The following is a 16301-nucleotide window of genomic DNA, read 5'->3' as shown; positions in this document are numbered from 1 at the left end:
GAAAAATAAAACCCCCAAACCGGCAACCACAATCGCCGCCGATAATAGATTTTTCAGCGAAGGATTTGCGCCGCAGGGATTAGAACTCCCTAACTCCACTCTAATCTAGTTAAATAGAAATGTCAGCGGTCAGAGCGAGAGTGAATTCGATCACCACAAAACAGCGATCGCGATCGTATCCTATGTATTTCCCAGCCCTTATCTTGTCGGCTTTGTTTGTGTGCTCGCCTTGCTAGCTGTTTCAACCACCGGAATCTACAATCAAGATCCGGCGATCGAGCGGTTAGGCTTGTCAGTGCGATCGAGTCTAAATCGGGCGATCGAATTTCCGTAATGGCTCCAAGTGCGATCGAATTTACGTAATGCGTCCAAGTGCGATCGCATTTCCATTTTACCCTCCGGCGCACTGTCAGTACAAGTGCAAAATATAAAACATACAACCCATGAAACAAACTCCCAACCCCCCCGACTTCATCATCATCGGTGCCCAAAAAGGCGGCACAACATCTCTGTACAATTACCTAATCCAACATCCCCAAATCGCCCCCGCCGCCGAAAAAGAAATTCATTACTTCGACTTGAAATTCGATAAAAGCTGGGAGTGGTACTGTTCCCAATTTCCCCAGCCCCCAACAGGCGAAAACCTACTAACCGGAGAAGCCAGCCCCTACTACATCTGTCACCCCCAAGTTCCCCAGCGAATTTATGATTTATGTCCCAAAGTTAAAATAATCGCCCTGCTGAGAAACCCCGTAGAGCGGGCGATTTCCCACTATTATTACTATATCAAAATAGGCTACGAAACTCTCTCATTAGAAGACGCGATCGCCGCCGAACCCGAAAGACTCAAAGGCGAAATAGAAAAACTCCTAGCCAACCCCAAATATTATAGTTACGAACACCAACACCACAGCTATCTAACCCGCGGCATTTACGCGGATCAACTCCCAGCCTGGATGAAACTTTTTCCCAAATCACAACTTTTAATCCTCAAAAGCGAAGACTTGTATAGCAATCCATCGGAAATCCTCAACACCGTCCTCGAATTTTTAGACTTACCGCCCCACCAACTACAAACCTACGAAAAGTACAACGCCACCCAATATCCCCCCATCAGCGAGACAGTATACGACCAATTGAGAGCATATTTTCGATCGCACAACCAAAGACTAGCCGAATTGTGCGATCGAGATTTCGGCTGGGATTAATCAATCTCTCTCCCTTGCATCAAAGTATCGTTCCCCCTCCCATCTCCCTTAATAAGGGGATAACGGGTTAAATTTGAGTGCTTCTTGTTCCCCCCTTATTAAGGGGGGTTAGGGGGGATCTAAACTGCGCTAGAAACGAGATATAGATGAGGACTTTAAATACTCATGCCCCCCTTAATAAGAGCCGTTAGGGACTATTGAAACGAAGCTATAAACAAGACATATTCCTGATTAAGGGGCGAAAAGAGCGATCGAACTCCACCTTACTACTTAGCCCCTCGATCCCCCCTAGCCCCCCAAAACACAAGGGGGGGACAAGAGCGCCCACTCTACAAAACTTTTGGAAAAAATAACTTGACATCCCCCTCTCCCTGTGCTAGCTTGTCCAATAGTATTGTGTTTAATCCACAAATCGCAGCACCTCAACTATGTTCACAGCCAGCAGCTATTTTTATTTTTGGTACAGCCAAGTTCGCCCGGAGTGAATTGGCAATTCACTGTGAACATCCGGGCGAACCGCAGATTAACACCTGCGGTTTTGTTTTTTCTACTTCTTTTCCCAACAACCAATCCAGTACAAGCGAAAACAGCAATGACATTATTCAGTAACTGGTACTACAGCTTTTATTTTTGGCCCAACCAAAGTTCTGGGTAAATTGTCGCGCTGTCTTTTCGCACCAACCCGGAACTCCTAAAAGTTCCGGGTTTTTTGTTGTCAACCACCCACATAAATTTCCAGGAAAATACCATCATGTTAGAAGCCAAACTCGTAACCAAATCTCATCCCGAACACCAAACAATTGTCAAACTCTCAGAAACAGTCTCAGTCGGCGGCGAAGAATTATTAATCATCGGCGGCCCCTGTACCGTCGAAAGTTCCGCACAAATGGAAACAGTCGCCCGCCAACTATCCGCCACCTCCGTGCAAGCTTTGCGGGGCGGAGTCTACAAACCCCGCACATCTCCCTATGCTTTCCAAGGGATGGGAATTGAGGGACTCGAAATTTTAGCCGATGTCAGCCGGCGTTACGGTTTGCCCGTCGTGACAGAGGTAATGTCGATCGCCCAAATCGAGCCAGTTGTCACCTATGCTGATATGCTGCAACTAGGCAGTCGGAATATGCAAAACTTCGAGTTACTAAAGGCGATCGGTCAAGCCGGAAAACCAGTGCTGCTAAAACGCGGCTTGTCAGCCACAATCGAAGAATTTGTGATGGCCGCCGAATACATTCTCAGTCACGGAAATCCTCATGTAGTTCTCTGCGAAAGAGGCATCCGCAGCTTCGATAATTACACCCGCAATGTATTAGATTTAGGTGCAGTCGTAGCGCTGAAACAGTTAACTCATTTGCCAGTAATTGTAGACCCTTCTCACGCCGTCGGCAAGCGAGAATTAGTCGCACCACTAGCCAAAGCAGCGGTTGCTTGCGGTGCAGACGGATTGATTATTGAGTGTCACCCGCAACCAGAAAAATCCGTTTCTGACGCGCGGCAAGCTCTTTCTTTGCCAGATATGGTAGATTTAGTTGCCAGTTTACGTCCTGTAGCCGCCGCCGTTGGGCGGTGCATACCGGATACTAATTTACATTCAAAGGTATTAAGTTTGAAGTGATATTGTTAGGACTAATGCCAACCGTCACAACTAGGCGTTAACTGTTAGGTACGTAGTTGCGCTTGGGGGCTCTTAGCTTAGGAAAGAGCGCCCAAGTGCAACTACATACCTTTGTTTAATCTGCCAGTTGGCATTAGTCCTAAATGATAACTTTTAATGTCAAACTCTACAGTCGGTTTTAAGCGAATTGAGCTTTGAGGCAGGGGGCTTAAACCCCTGCCGCAATCGGGAAAAGCGCGTGTTTCACGAATTTAGATTAAAATAAAAAATAATACTGTCATCTACGAAATCTGGCTGAATTATGGCAATACTACTTAACGTTCCCTCGATCGTCTGCTCTGGCTGCGCTGATACAATTACCAAAGCCATCAAAACTGTTGACTCCGATGCTACTGTCAATGTGGATGTCGCAGCTAAGACTGTTACAGTTGAAGCTCAAGCTTCTGAAGAATCAATTTCACAGGCCGTTGTTGCTACGGGCCACACCGTCCAAGATTGATATTGAGTTTGGTGAGGGCGGGTTTACGAGATTATTGGTCTTAGGCCGAAATTATTGGTAAAAGCCGCCCCTACACAATTTTAAATCCATTCTCAATGCCCTGTTTGGCCACTGCCACACGCCCAAAAGCTTAATCGGCTTCGTCTAAGTGTTCGGCGACTGCTTGGTAAAGTTCCAAAACGTGGCGATCGAGTAAACTATAAAAAACTTGTCTCCCAACCTTGCGGTAACTTACCAACCGCATCGCCCGCAATGCCCGCAACTGGTGCGATACTGCTGATTCGCTCATACTCAACGCCGCAGCCAAGTCACACACGCACAGTTCTTGTTTTGCCAAAACCGACAGCAGCCGCAGGCGGTTCGCATCTCCCAAAAGACTGAAAAACTCTGCCATCCGCTGCGCTTTTGCGGTGTTGAGAACTTGTGTTTGGATGTCCCCGGCCCGCAAACAGTCAACTAGGTGCGATGGATCGCACGTTGGTGTATCGTTTTGTTCGCGAGGCTGACTTATCGCTCCATTAACAGCAGAGTTGGGTGACATCTTTTCCCGCCTGGTTTTAATTCTCATTTTCATTTTAGTGCGATCGACAAACCTTTTGTAACAAAACTTTTACATTCCCTTGACTAATATCTGAATATGTGTTCAGATATTAGTAGAGACAAACAACCCCACCAGGAGAATTTAAAATGACTACCGCCACCCAAACAAAATGTGCCTGTCCTTCATGCTCGTGCGTTGTCAGCCTCAGTGAAGCCATTGAAAAAGACGGCAAAACATACTGTTCCAGCGCTTGCGCTGACGGCCACCCCAACGGCAGCGGCTGCGGCCACACCGGCTGCGAATGCCACAAATAAATATTCGGCTTCAAAAAAGATTAATCAACTACTCTAAAATCTATCGAAAGGGAGATGCGAACAGCGCATTTCCCATTTTTTTGCTTTTAGGTTAAAGAAAAGTTAACATAAAGCTAAACTAAGGTTAAAATTGCATTAATAGACTCAATACAGAGCGAAAAAGCACAATTGCTACTTACGCAATACAATAGAAGCAAGTTAGCGCCGCGATACTGAGTACCAATAGTGCTATTAAAAACAGAGACCGAACCAAAAGTTGAATTAGGAGGGGGCAATGAAAGAGCGGGAAGATTTTTTACATCCTCGCAATCGCTACTACGGCGATTTCACGCCAGAAAACTTGGCGTTTAATGCCAACTTGCAGGAGTTTGCTCAGAAAATAACTTATATTTGCTCGCTCGAAACTGGGGGAAAAATTAGCGCTGAGAAAGCCTATAAAGATATTAAGGCGCTTTGGAAAGACTTAAAATCCTCTAAGAAGCAATTGGGAATTGGCCAAAAACCCCCCAGTACCGAGGAGCAAAATTCACCTTAAAGTCATCGCTGCAAACGCTGCGTTTGCAATAGAAAACCCCTGCGAGTGCAAACGCTGCGTTTTGCTGTGTACCGAGCAAATGTAAGGTGCTTGCGAGGCGCACTTTAGAAATTCTATGGTTTGGGATTTGGTGCAGTTTCTCCTGCAAAGGAAGTACAATTACCACCGAGGCCCGAAATAATCGCGCAAGTATTATTTTTCAGCATTCCCTGATATGTATCAGCACCAGTGCCCGGGCCGCCCAACTCGTCGCTGTAAAGTTCCTTGTCGGAAATTTCGACATTAGCCTCCCTCGCCACAGTCTCCATCAACTTCGGATTAGTTGTAGTTTCGGCAAAAATTGTCGGCACTCCTGCGGTCTTAATTTCTGAGGACAATTCGGCAATTCTTGCTGCGGTGGGCTGTTCCTCTGTTGTCACACCCTGCAAAGCTCCAGCAATCTCCAAACCGTAAGCATCGGCATAGTAACTCAAAGCATCGTGAGTTGTTACTAACTTGCGTTTTTGGGCTGGAATAGTCGCAATCTGAGCTTTTATCCAAGTATCTATTTTTTGCAACTCATCTGTTAAGCTTGCTGCATTTTTTGTATAAAGTTGAGCATTGGTGGGGGAAACTTTGATCAATTCATCGCGAATTGTTTCTACCATGCGCCGACCATTTTGAGGATTATGCCAAACGTGAGGGTCAGGGACTTTTTCGCCTTCTGCGTGGGGTTGGTTTTCCGCTTTCTCTTCACCGTGTTCGTGCTCGTGTTGACTCATCAGCGGTTTGGGAACGGCGACTTCGTGGACGGCGATTTTGGGCGCTGGATTACTGCTGGATTGAATTAATTTAATGATGCTGGGTTCGTGGTTGTAGCCACCGTATAAAATCAGATTTGCTGTTTCAATCGCTTTGCGGTCTTCCGGCTTGGTTTGATAGGCGTGAGGGTCGTCTCCCGGCTCTATCAGACAGGTGGTGTCGATCGAACTTTGAGCGATTTCTTTAGTTAGGTTGCAGATAACGCCCGTCGTGGCCACGACTTTTGGCAAGTTGGCCGCCCGACTGGCTGGAGTTTGAGTCGCGGCGGGACTCTCTGGCGCCCGATTGCTTGCGTTCTGTCCTCCACTGCACGCAACCACTCCGCAGCCAATTGCCAAAACAGCCGTACCCCACAATCTGCGGGTTTTTCCAGCCAAGTTCTTTAACATTTTCACCTTTGGAACGATAATCGTTATTGCTTTTTCGAGTTATCCTATTCTAGTAGCTACGAACAAGAATCGTTCTCAAAATCTCTAATTATGCTAGAAGTGCAAGACTTGGCTGTCAATTATCGCGGAATTGCGGCCCTCAACAGCGTGAATTTCCAGTTAGATCCCGGACAATTAACCGGTGTGTTCGGCCCCAACGGCGCAGGGAAAAGCACGATGGTGAAAGCGATGCTGGGATTGATCCCGGCCTGTCGGGGTTTGGTGAAATATCAGGGGCGACTGCTGAAGGAACAGTTGTCGCGGGTGGCTTACGTGCCGCAGCGATCGCAAATTGACTGGGATTATCCGATTACGGTGTGGAATGCGGTGATGATGGCGCGAACTGTCAAGACTGGTTGGTTTCGATCGCCCTCGAAGCAGTCGCAAGAATTGGTCAAAGCTGCTTTGCTGCGGGTGGGAATGTGGGATTTGCGCGATCGACAAATTGGCGAACTGTCTGGCGGGCAGCAGCAGCGGATTTTCTTAGCAAGGTCGATCGCCCAACAAGCCGATTTATTCTTTTTCGACGAGCCTTTTAACGCGATCGACAAAGCAACCGAAGAAATTATTTTCGATATTTTTGCCGAACTAAAATCTGAAAATAAAACATTGCTAGTAATCAGCCACGATTTAGGGGAAACTTTAAAACAGTACGACAATTTATTGTTGCTAAATAAGCAGTTAATTGCAACTGGTTCCTGCCGGGAAGTGCTCACGGCAGCCAATATTCAAAAAGCCTATGGATACGATTTAAGTTTAGTTTCAGCGTAAGCAAAAAAAGATTTATCTTTAAAATTGATTGTGGCACGGGCGTCCCGCCTGTGCAGTTGATGGCGGGACGGGCGTCCCGCCTGTGCAGTTGATTGTGACACGGGCGTCCCGCCTGTGCAGTTGATTGTGGCACGGGCGGCCCGCCTGTGCAGTTGATTGTAGTTGAAAAAATCCTATTATTGACCTAATTCAATGTTAAACCTACTAATTGAGCCCCTCAAATTCGAGTTCATGCGAAATGCGATCGCCGTCGGCATTTTGCTAGGAATTCTCTGCGCCGTTGTGGGCTCCTATTTAATTGTACAGCAAATGGGAATGATGGTTGACATGATTGCCCATTCAGTATTAGCAGGATTGCCAGTAGCTTTTTCTTTAGGTTTCAATATTTCTCTCGGCGCGTTTATATCGGGAATTATCAGCGCGGTAATTATGGCGTGGATTCAATCTCAATCTCGTCTAAAAATTGATGCTGTAATGGCATTAATTTTATCTACATTCTTAGCAATTAGCGTTACGCTAATTAGCCTGTTGCGGACAACCAAATTAGATTTAGACGGTTTTTTGTTCGGGAATATCTTGTCAGTTGCACCTGCTGACGTGCAGCAGACTTTTGTCATAACTTTGATTATTTTGGTAGCGGTTAAACTCCTTTACAAAGAACTGCTATTCTATACTTTTGACCCGCTGGGGGCGCAAGCGTCCGGTTTGCCTGTAAATTGGATTTATTTGGGGATGATTTCGGCGATTACACTGACGATTGTTGCGAGTTTGCAAACTGTGGGGGCGCTGTTAGTAATTTCTCTGTTAATCGGACCCGGAATAACGGCGTATTTGTTGGTAAAAGAGCTACATTTAATGATGGGATTGGGAGCAATTATTGGGATTACAGCTAGCGTGACTGGTATGTATCTCAGCTATTATTTGAATATGCCGTCTGGGGCGGCAATTGTATTAGTTATTTTTGGGTTATTTTTAGGGGCTTTGCTGTTCAGTCCCAGTCAAGGAATTTTGACAAGAAAGAGAGGATAACAGTCCAGGACGCAGAGGCTCTATCTGTTGTACGTTTTTTACGCTTACTTACGCAAAAAGTAATTTAACGCCCTACTTATAACAGCTTGCTCAGCCCGAACTCTTTGCCGCGCATAGATTTATGACCAAACCAGCAATTCGCCACCGCATCCGCCAGCGGCGAGAAACTGGCCTTCGGGATGCCATGCCAGACAGGAAAAACCGCCCTCTGCACCTTCTAGAATTTGCAGCAATTGTTCTGCTTCAGACCACAAACAAACTTGACCGTCTGCGGCGGCGGAAGCTAATAAAAATGTGTTAGGTTGAAACGCGATCGCATTTACAACTTTTTCATGAACTTCTAACCCCCAAGAATCCCAACCGACACTTTCATCAGCGTGTTTTTCCCACACTGAAATGCCTTCCGAACTCGCAGCAGCTAACAAAGGCGCACCCAAGGAATTAGTTTTATCCGACCAAGCTAACTCTCGAACTTTCCCCGGAAAACCCTGCATTACCCACGGTTCAAAATTGCCCCATTCATTAACAATTAGAGTATTGTCCATATTGCCGCAAGCTAAATATTCCCCTTGTGGCGACCAAGAAACTGCACCTGTTGCGGAGGGTACTGATAAAATTTCCGGGTCTTCGTCCCAGTCTTCGCCATGCCAAACTTTGACACCTTGATAGCCGCTAACTGCCAGATATTGAACCATAGGATGCCATGCTAAATCTAAGATAGATGATGAATCGAAATTCAGCGTTACTTCAACAACCTTATCCTCAGCATTCCATACTTGAACGTAGCGGCCCATACTGAAAGCTAACTGGTTGCAGTTGGGACTCCAAGCTAATTTGTCAACCCAGACGCGCTGGTTATCCAAATCAGCAATTAATTCCCCAGAATTAACGCGCCAAATTCGCACTTTTCCATCTTGTCCGCCAGCAGCTAGGAATTGACTGTCGCGGGAAAAAGACAAGCAATCGGCTGATTTACCCGTAGCACTTTGTAGCGTTTGCAAGGACAATTCATTAACGGCCCCTACTCCCGCCAGCATCACTTCGCCCGCAGCAGAACAGACTGCTAAAGTTGTACCATCCGGCGACCAAGTAACAGAAGTTACGTAGTCAGACAGCATTTCTTTAGCGTGAAATTGCAGGGTTTGTTCACTTTTACTTGTCTTTTTGTTAGCCATATTTATTGAATCTGAGATGTTGCAATCTTCTTAAGAACGGGCAAGATGCCCGTTCCACAAGAAATTAATTTTATTCCTGTGGAACAGGCATCTTGCCTGTTCCCTTCCACAAGAGATGAATTTTATTCCTGTGAAACAGGCATCTTACCTGTTCCTAAAAGGCTTATTAAAAATGCTTCAATATGTCAGTTAAACCAGACATTTCCGAAAATCGTCTCGCAATTGATTTTCGTTTAAATTGCGACCAATGAAGACGAGTTCATTTTTCGGAGTTTCTGTAGCTTTCCAAGGTCTATCTGGTCGGCCATCAAACACCATATGTACTCCTTGGAAAACAAATCGCTGGTTGTCTTCGGCGACATTCAAAATGCCTTTTGTCCGAAAGATATTCGGACCTTGAGTTCGCAACAATTCCTCCATCCAATCGCTAAATTTGTTGCGGTCAATGGCGCCGGATTCTACTATGGCTACTGAGGTAACACTTTCGTCGTGTTCGTGAGTGTGTTCGCCCAAAAAGTCGGGTTCGATTTCTAATGCCCGGTTCAAATCAAATGCTTTAACGCCCAACAAAGCATCCATTGCTAATTCAGCGTTGCGGGTGCGGTGAATTTTTGCCATTGCATTCATGGCGCGAATCCGCTTTTCTAATTCTGCCAACTCTTCCTCACTCACTAAATCAGTTTTGTTGAGCAAAACTACATCAGCAAAGGCAATTTGTTCTTGAGCTTCGTCTGCGTCCCAGTGCTGCCAGATGTGCTTGGCATCGACTACGGTGACAACTGCGTCTAGCAGCAATTTGTCCCGCATATCTTCGTCTACAAAAAATGTTTGAATTACGGGTGCGGGGTCGGCTAAACCTGTGGTTTCGATGACTATGTGATCGAATTTGTCTCGCCGCTTCATTAAGTTACCGATAATCCGAATTAAATCACCTCGGACTGTACAGCAAATGCAGCCGTTGTTCATCTCGAAAATTTCTTCATCGGCATCAATTATCAGTTGGTTGTCGATGCCTACTTCGCCAAATTCGTTGACGATGACTGCAACTTTTTTGCCGTGTTCCTGTGTTAAAATGCGGTTCAGTAGCGTAGTTTTGCCTGCGCCGAGATAACCCGTGAGAACGGTAACAGGAACTGATTCGATCGCCCCAGCAGTCACCATACTTGACCTCGATTATTGTACAATGATAACCATTATCGCTATTTTACACTAGACTTGCTGGCAGTGGTCACAATATTAAATAATGTTAATAAATTGTTCGTGAGAGCTTGTAGGGGCGAGTTTGACCAATAATATTTGCTGCAATTCCAAATATCGATCAACCCGCCCCTCTCAGATGACAATTAATTGTTAATCATAGCTGCAATTCGATCGCGCTCTAACTCTCGACCGATCAGGACTAATTTGGTTTGGCGGAGTTCGGAAGGTTGCCAGGGGCGATCGTAAAAATATTCTATCCGCGATCCCACACCTTGCAACACCATCCTCATCGGTTTCTTGGGAACCGCCACAAACCCTTTAATCCGATATATTTCCTCCTGCTGCATCAAGGATTGCAGTTTTTTCACCAATGCTTCAGGTTCAAATTCGCGATCGGCAATAAAGAAAGTCGAGTTAATATCATCATCATGTTCGTGTTCCTCCTCAGTGTCGTGGTGACTCGGACGAGACTCCAAATCATCCTCAACCGCCGCATTAAATCCCATTAGCACATCAGGGTTAATTTCGCCACCTTTGCACGGAACAATTTTCACACTCGGACGCAACTCTTGTTGCAACCAGCTTTGGACTTTCTTGTGAGTTTCAGCATCTACGCGATCGACCTTCGTTAAAAGTACCATATCGGCACAGGCTAACTGGTCTTCAAACAATTCCTCGATCGGAGTTTCGTGATCTAAACTAGAATCAGCTTGCCGCTGTGCCATCAAAGCATCAATATCACCGACAAAAGAACCGCTAGCAATAGCTTCGCAATCGACAACAGCAACAACACCGTCTACAGTAGCACCCGTGCGAATTTCCGGCCAGCGAAAAGCTTGAATCAAAGGTTTAGGAAGTGCGAGGCCAGAAGTCTCAATTAAGATACAATCAATTTGTTCTCTGCGTTTCAACAATTCCTGCATAGTCGGCAAGAATTCCTCTTGAACAGTGCAGCAAAGACAACCATTTGTTAGTTCTACAATATTGCTGCTGACATCTTCTTCTTCGTCGCAAACTTGGCAATCGCGCAGCAATTCTCCGTCAATTCCAATTTCGCCAAATTCGTTAACCAGAACAGCAATGCGGCGACCTTGATTATTTTGCAATAAGTGGCGAATTAAGGTAGTTTTGCCGCTACCGAGAAAACCAGTGATGACAGTAACAGGGATTTTGTGCATTGATAATTTTGTGCTTATTTGGTAGTGGGATATCTTGTGCCGATGCTCTGCCTGGGAATACCGATCTAGAGGCTCTGCCTCGCTGGAATAAAGGAGCGCTTTTAATACGAGGCAGAGCCTCTGCGTATGCGTTACCAGGCAAAGCCTAGGAACGAAAGGGAAAAAACTAAATTTCTTACTACCAACCTATCTAATTTGGTAGTGGTGGAATCTTTGCTAAAACGCCTTTTTTCAGAGCTTGAGGACGCTCAGACCAAGGCAACAAACCGTCCGGTTTAGCATAGTATTGACCCGCGCATTCGAGTACAGCCTCGACGCTTTCCGACTCATTTGCTGGTAAATCGCCAAACAGATAAGTGTACTTCCCCACAGCAGCAAAACACACCGCACAAGAGTGACTGCAAGCACTCATGCACTCAACCTCTTGAATCTCAAACTTATCAGAAAACTCCCAATCTTTAGCGAGTTGCGACAAATTTTCCATGAATTGTTGACCGCCGCTTTTGCCTTCGCGCTTGCCGTTTTTCCAAACACTAGCGCAAGCAGTGCAAACAAGTAGACTGTGCTTGGTGCGTACAGCCGTGTTAATTCCATCCATCATCCGTACCTCGCAGATGCGTTCAAAAGTGAGTTAGATATCGGCGGGCATTCTGACTTGAAAAACCCTTAGGGTTTCATTACAGTTGCGGGACAGCGCCGGACTTGCACCGAACTTTCCCCGTTTCCTCTAGCGACTGCTCCCCGCTAGAACCGATCGCGAAATCAAATCCTATCACACTTGCCGCCTTTTTTCAAAAAAGTTATGTTAGTAATAGCGATCGTTTCGTTCTTAGTAAGGACTTTAGTCCTTATAAGATAACGGCTTCAGGACTAAAGTCCTTACTACAAACCATAGTAATTACCTATGAACGCTTTTCCTGACTTTTCCCAACATGGCTATCAAATAAGTCGCGAACTCGGATACAACAGTTTGGGCGGCCGCGTCACCTATCTCGCCACAAAAATTAACACAAAAAAATCCGTTGTAATTAAGCAATTTCAATTTGCCCAATTAGGTGCTAGCTGGGCAGAATACGAAGCTTACGAACAAGAAATTAAAGTTTTGCAAAATCTGGATCGTCCTGGCATTCCACGCTATCTCGATTCTTTTCAAACTGACAGCGGTTTCTGCATGGTGCAGGAATACAAAAATGCCGAATCTGCTGTCGCGCGGACTTTTTCGCCGCCGGATATCAAACAAATTGCGATCGCCACTTTAGAGATTTTAGTTTACCTGCAAGCTCAGAAACCGCCGATAATTCACCGCGACATCAAACCGGAAAACTTGTTAATCGACGCACAGTTAAATGTTTACTTAGTAGACTTCGGTTTTGCGCGGTTAGGAGGCGGAAACATTGCCGCCAGCAGCGTTGTCAAAGGCACGATGGGATTCATGCCACCGGAACAAATGTTCAACCGAGAATTAACCAAAGCCTCGGATCTTTACGGCTTGGGGATAACGCTGATTTGTTTGTTAACAGGGACAAAATCAGGGGATGTCGGTAATTTAATTGATGCTAATTATGGCATTCATTTTCGGCATTTAGTACCGCCGTTGCAGCAAGGTTGGATGAACTGGCTGGAAAGGATGGTAGCGCCGAGAATTCAAGATAGATATCAGTCGGCGGCTGATGCTTTAACTGCGCTAGAATCTTTGGATGTCCGCAGCTTGCCGAAAGTGAGAATTGAGCGCGATCGCATTCAATTCACCGCCACAGAATATGGAAAAATCTTAACAGGGACGATTGCCATTAGCAACCCAATTCCCGATACAATACTTTGTGGCAGGTGGGAAGTCGCGCCGCATCCGAACGATCCGCCCCACACGCCCTACGACCACTCTTGGATATCCTTTGAACCGCAGGCATTTGAAAGCAATAATATCGAGTGCAAAATCGCAGTCGATACGAGTAAATTGCTGGCAAGTCAAACTTACAACCGCCAAATCATCTTGCGCGCAAATTCTGAACCCGAAACTCATACAATAGAATTGCAAGCTACAACAGCCCCGCTGCCCGTACCGCAAAAAACTAATTCTTTGTCTGTATTCATGCTGACTTTTATGTGGTGTTTGATTTTAGCAACTTGTATGTGCGGTTTGCTGTTAATAGTTTGGATATTTTACTGGATTGATTATGCTAGTTACCCCTATCTGGAGGTTGACATCTTTTTGTATCCGGGGACTACTACTATCATGCTTCCCATCTGTTGTACGAGTGGCTTTTTGGGATTTTTAGTCGCCGAAATCGCCATTACAGCCAAATTAAACAAATATGATTTTAATGGGTTTCTAGCTTTATGTGGAGGGTTAACAGGAGTGATTTTTTCTAGTTTTATTAGCAGCATATTAACCAGTATTCTTTTTGATATCGCGAAGGGTACGATCGATTATCAATTAAGGAATTTTGTGTATGCTGGGTCAGTGCTGGTTTCGCTCGCAGTAACTTTACTTGCCGCCTTAATAGTAGGAACGATTACGAATGTTACGATCAAAAATATTACGATAGTAGCAGTAGTTATTATGCTACTTTTATTATTTACATTGTATGCGAAGAGCTTTATAGTCGTCTTGATTATAACGCTGGCATCCCTGATTGGCAAGATAGTCCATTCGGTATTTAACAAGCTGATTGACCAGCAGATAGCCAGACAAATTTTTGAAGTAGATGCTACCAAAAGAGCTTTTCTTACTGCCGGATTTTGTATGAGTTTGTCAGTAGCATTTATAAACTTTTTAAATTTAAAATTTCACTTAGAATGGGTTGAACCCAGAGAAATATTAGTTGTAGGAGGAACGATAATGACATCTCTAGCCGTCACTGGAATTCCGTTAATTGACTCGATCGTTTTTAAACCAAAAAGAATGCTTGCCAACTATCGCAAATCCCGACCAAATTTAATTAAACCGTAAAAAAATGTTCGCAGCAAGGACTTTCCACCTCAATGACTGAAGTCCTCACTAAAAACTTTACCAAACATTAAGAGTCTGCATTCCTGCCTGTTGTTGGCGGATTGTTTCGAGAGTTCGCTTTAAATCCAACTCTTAAAAACCTCGCTATTAACTCTCACAACTCTCAACTACTAACTATCAACTATTTACCTATGAATGCTTTTCCTGACTTTTCCAACTACGGCTATCAAATAACCCGCGAACTCGGACACAATCGCGCTGGCGGTAGAGTTACTTATCTCGCTACCGAAATTAATACCAAACGTTCCGTCGTCGTCAAACAATTTCAATTTGCCCAAACAGGCGCTAATTGGGATCAATATCAAGCTTGCGAACAAGAAATTCAGATTTTGCGAGAACTCGACTATCCTAGCATTCCCCGCTATTTAGATTCCTTCCCAACTGCATCGGGTTTCTGCATGGTGCAAGAATACAAAAATGCCCCTTCCTTGGCAAATTCTAACCGCTGGAAGCCCGAACAAATCAAGCAAATTGCTATCTCTGTGTTAGAAATACTCAAATACCTGCAAAATCGGGTTCCGCCAGTCATCCACAGAGATTTAAAACCCGAAAATATTTTAGTAAATGACCGGATGAATGTCAGCCTTGTCGATTTCGGATTTGCTAGAATCGGCGGGGGAGAAGTGGCCGCCAGCAGCGTTGTTAAAGGCACTTTGGGCTTTATGCCGCCAGAACAAATGTTCAATCGGCAGCTAACTGTTGCATCGGATTTATACAGTCTCGGCGCGACGCTAATTTGCTTGCTAATCGGCATCAATTCTACCGAAGTTGGCAGCTTGATGGACGATACCGGGCGGATTAATTTTAAACATCGCTTGCCGCAGCTAACTCCCGAGTTTCTTGACTGGCTGCAAAAAATGGTGGAACCTAATTTCAAACACCGCTATCCTTCGGCGGATGCTGCCCTCAATGCTTTGATTCCCCTAGAGGTAGTTCAGCAGCGTAACAAGTCAAAACTCGCACTGATATCAGTCGGATTATTAACAGCAATTGCTGCTATTTTTATTCCTTTGCTCGGGAATTTTCCCGAACCTCAAACAGCAGTCAATATCAAACCAGTAATCAACCAAGTAAAGTTAAATCCTCAGACTCAAGTGATGTTAACTGACGAACTAGAATCGACAAAAACTAGAGATTTTTGGTCTTTGAAGCAAAACAAAAAAGTCTATTTTGCTGTAAGTGCTGCTAACTTGCCAGAAGGAGAATATAGAAGTTATTGTAAGGTTGTCAACCCTCAAGGACTATTCGCAGCCCAGAGTCAATCTTATTTAAAAACGACGGGCGATCGATTAAATACTTGGTGCTGGTACAATTTTAAACAAGATGACAAACCTGGCAATTGGCAGTTTCAATTTTACTTAGACGGTCAAAAAGTGACGCAAAATAGTTTCAAGGTCTTACCTTAACCTTGTTCCGGGCTCGCAGTGAATTTTCTTGGCCATAACGTTGTTCCGGGCTGGCAGTGAATTTTTTTTCCGTCAAAAGTTGGCGAACTCCAAATTTCTGCATAACTTGCGTTCTTCCGATCGCTCTCGCATATAGCACTAATCAATTCTATTAGATTGCTACCCTTTTCTTTGTAAGCAAATACTGCGCCAGTGTAGGATTTCCCGGGGGGGCTCCTGTCAGTAGGTTTGGCGATCGCGATCGCGATCGCGCTTTCAAATTGTGCTGGTTCGCGGTGATTGTGCCTAGTTTGAACCGGGCCCATTGATGAGACGATCGTGTAATGATAGTTCTTGGTGTGTTCTTTCATTCCAAGACCCAATTCTGCAATGGAATCGCTAAATTGACCGTACTCTGCATAGTAATGGAGCTGCCCTTTATTGATGCTTGAAATATATTGTGGGTTTTCTGAATATTTATTATCGCTTGACGGGGCGATCATATTGAGTTTTAAATCGTAAAAACACGCTATTATGCCCAGGGCTATTTCATTCTATTTGAGTAGTGGATATAGTAGTAAAGTATCGTACTCATGCCCGGGAGCTGCTATGTCT

Annotated in this window: 18 protein-coding genes and 1 riboswitch; of the genes, 10 read left to right on the top strand and 8 right to left on the bottom strand. The window is 45.0% G+C overall.

Going from position 1 to position 16301, the window contains the following annotated elements:
* Positions 1-261 precede the first annotated feature (261 nt).
* Entirely contained in the window at positions 262-390 is a 129-nt protein-coding gene (locus QUA71_RS12565; protein ID WP_333285314.1) for a hypothetical protein, read from the bottom strand.
* A gap of 53 nt (positions 391-443) precedes the next feature.
* Here QUA71_RS12565 and QUA71_RS12560 point away from each other — a divergent pair, with 53 nt between their 5' ends.
* The 4 genes from QUA71_RS12560 (at position 444) to QUA71_RS12545 (ending at position 3319) form a co-directional block, all read left to right on the top strand.
* Complete coding sequence (locus tag QUA71_RS12560; RefSeq protein ID WP_333285312.1) at positions 444-1208, top strand: sulfotransferase domain-containing protein; 765 nt, start codon at positions 444-446, stop codon at positions 1206-1208.
* A gap of 396 nt (positions 1209-1604) precedes the next feature.
* Positions 1605-1817: a hypothetical protein gene (locus QUA71_RS12555; protein WP_333285310.1), complete on the top strand. Its 213-nt coding sequence runs from the start codon at positions 1605-1607 to the stop codon at positions 1815-1817.
* A 142-nt stretch (positions 1818-1959) separates the two neighbouring features.
* Complete coding sequence (aroF, locus tag QUA71_RS12550) at positions 1960-2820, top strand: 3-deoxy-7-phosphoheptulonate synthase (protein ID WP_333218456.1); 861 nt, start codon at positions 1960-1962, stop codon at positions 2818-2820.
* Between the two features lie 301 nt (positions 2821-3121).
* Positions 3122-3319, top strand: coding sequence for a heavy-metal-associated domain-containing protein (locus QUA71_RS12545; protein ID WP_190693645.1), 198 nt, complete (start codon positions 3122-3124; stop codon positions 3317-3319).
* A gap of 130 nt (positions 3320-3449) precedes the next feature.
* On the opposite strand, the gene QUA71_RS12540 is transcribed toward QUA71_RS12545, so the two are convergent.
* The gene (locus tag QUA71_RS12540) at positions 3450-3860 is read right to left on the bottom strand and encodes a metalloregulator ArsR/SmtB family transcription factor (RefSeq protein WP_333285307.1); all 411 of its coding nucleotides are present in this window, start codon (positions 3858-3860) and stop codon (positions 3450-3452) included.
* A gap of 146 nt (positions 3861-4006) precedes the next feature.
* Between QUA71_RS12540 and QUA71_RS12535 the strand changes: the two genes are divergently transcribed.
* Positions 4007-4174: a metallothionein gene (locus tag QUA71_RS12535; RefSeq protein WP_333285305.1), complete on the top strand. Its 168-nt coding sequence runs from the start codon at positions 4007-4009 to the stop codon at positions 4172-4174.
* A gap of 274 nt (positions 4175-4448) precedes the next feature.
* Complete coding sequence (locus QUA71_RS12530; protein WP_333285303.1) at positions 4449-4709, top strand: DUF7219 family protein; 261 nt, start codon at positions 4449-4451, stop codon at positions 4707-4709.
* A 113-nt stretch (positions 4710-4822) separates the two neighbouring features.
* Here QUA71_RS12530 and QUA71_RS12525 read toward each other — a convergent pair whose 3' ends face one another.
* On the bottom strand, positions 4823-5899 hold the full coding sequence (locus tag QUA71_RS12525) for a metal ABC transporter solute-binding protein, Zn/Mn family (protein WP_333285301.1): 1077 nt from the start codon (positions 5897-5899) through the stop codon (positions 4823-4825).
* Positions 5900-5989: 90 nt separating this feature from the next.
* Here QUA71_RS12525 and QUA71_RS12520 point away from each other — a divergent pair, with 90 nt between their 5' ends.
* Together QUA71_RS12520 and QUA71_RS12515 are read left to right on the top strand one after the other, a co-directional pair.
* Complete coding sequence (locus QUA71_RS12520; protein WP_333285299.1) at positions 5990-6709, top strand: metal ABC transporter ATP-binding protein; 720 nt, start codon at positions 5990-5992, stop codon at positions 6707-6709.
* 192 nt (positions 6710-6901) lie between these two features.
* Positions 6902-7738, top strand: a complete 837-nt coding sequence (locus QUA71_RS12515) for a metal ABC transporter permease (protein ID WP_333285297.1) — start codon at positions 6902-6904, stop codon at positions 7736-7738.
* Between the two features lie 119 nt (positions 7739-7857).
* On the opposite strand, the gene QUA71_RS12510 is transcribed toward QUA71_RS12515, so the two are convergent.
* From QUA71_RS12510 to QUA71_RS12495, 4 genes are all read right to left on the bottom strand, one after another.
* Entirely contained in the window at positions 7858-8913 is a 1056-nt protein-coding gene (locus QUA71_RS12510; protein WP_333285295.1) for a WD40 repeat domain-containing protein, read from the bottom strand.
* Between the two features lie 189 nt (positions 8914-9102).
* On the bottom strand, positions 9103-10074 hold the full coding sequence (locus QUA71_RS12505) for a GTP-binding protein (protein ID WP_333285293.1): 972 nt from the start codon (positions 10072-10074) through the stop codon (positions 9103-9105).
* A 182-nt stretch (positions 10075-10256) separates the two neighbouring features.
* A complete protein-coding gene (cobW, locus tag QUA71_RS12500) occupies positions 10257-11291 on the bottom strand; it encodes a cobalamin biosynthesis protein CobW (RefSeq protein WP_333285291.1) in 1035 nt (344 codons plus the stop codon).
* 190 nt (positions 11292-11481) lie between these two features.
* Positions 11482-11892 carry a DUF1636 domain-containing protein gene (locus QUA71_RS12495; protein ID WP_333285289.1) on the bottom strand — a complete coding sequence of 137 codons (411 nt, stop codon included), beginning with the start codon at positions 11890-11892 and terminating at the stop codon, positions 11482-11484.
* Between the two features lie 22 nt (positions 11893-11914).
* A riboswitch (cobalamin riboswitch) is annotated at positions 11915-12061 on the bottom strand.
* A gap of 134 nt (positions 12062-12195) precedes the next feature.
* Here QUA71_RS12495 and QUA71_RS12490 point away from each other — a divergent pair.
* Positions 12196-14241, top strand: coding sequence for a serine/threonine-protein kinase (locus QUA71_RS12490; RefSeq protein ID WP_333285287.1), 2046 nt, complete (start codon positions 12196-12198; stop codon positions 14239-14241).
* A 191-nt stretch (positions 14242-14432) separates the two neighbouring features.
* Positions 14433-15707: a serine/threonine-protein kinase gene (locus QUA71_RS12485; RefSeq protein WP_333285286.1), complete on the top strand. Its 1275-nt coding sequence runs from the start codon at positions 14433-14435 to the stop codon at positions 15705-15707.
* Here QUA71_RS12485 and QUA71_RS12480 read toward each other — a convergent pair.
* Entirely contained in the window at positions 15704-16189 is a 486-nt protein-coding gene (locus QUA71_RS12480) for a type IV pilin-like G/H family protein (RefSeq protein ID WP_333285283.1), read from the bottom strand. The two genes, QUA71_RS12485 and QUA71_RS12480, sit on opposite strands and share 4 nt — an antisense overlap.
* Between the last annotated feature and the right edge of the window lie 112 nt (positions 16190-16301).

Source organism: Microcoleus sp. MON1_C5 (assembly GCF_036701875.1).
Lineage (GTDB): Bacteria > Cyanobacteriota > Cyanobacteriia > Cyanobacteriales > Microcoleaceae > Microcoleus.
The sequence above is the reverse complement of the archived record's forward strand: the minus strand, read 5'-3'. Positions and strand labels throughout refer to the sequence as shown.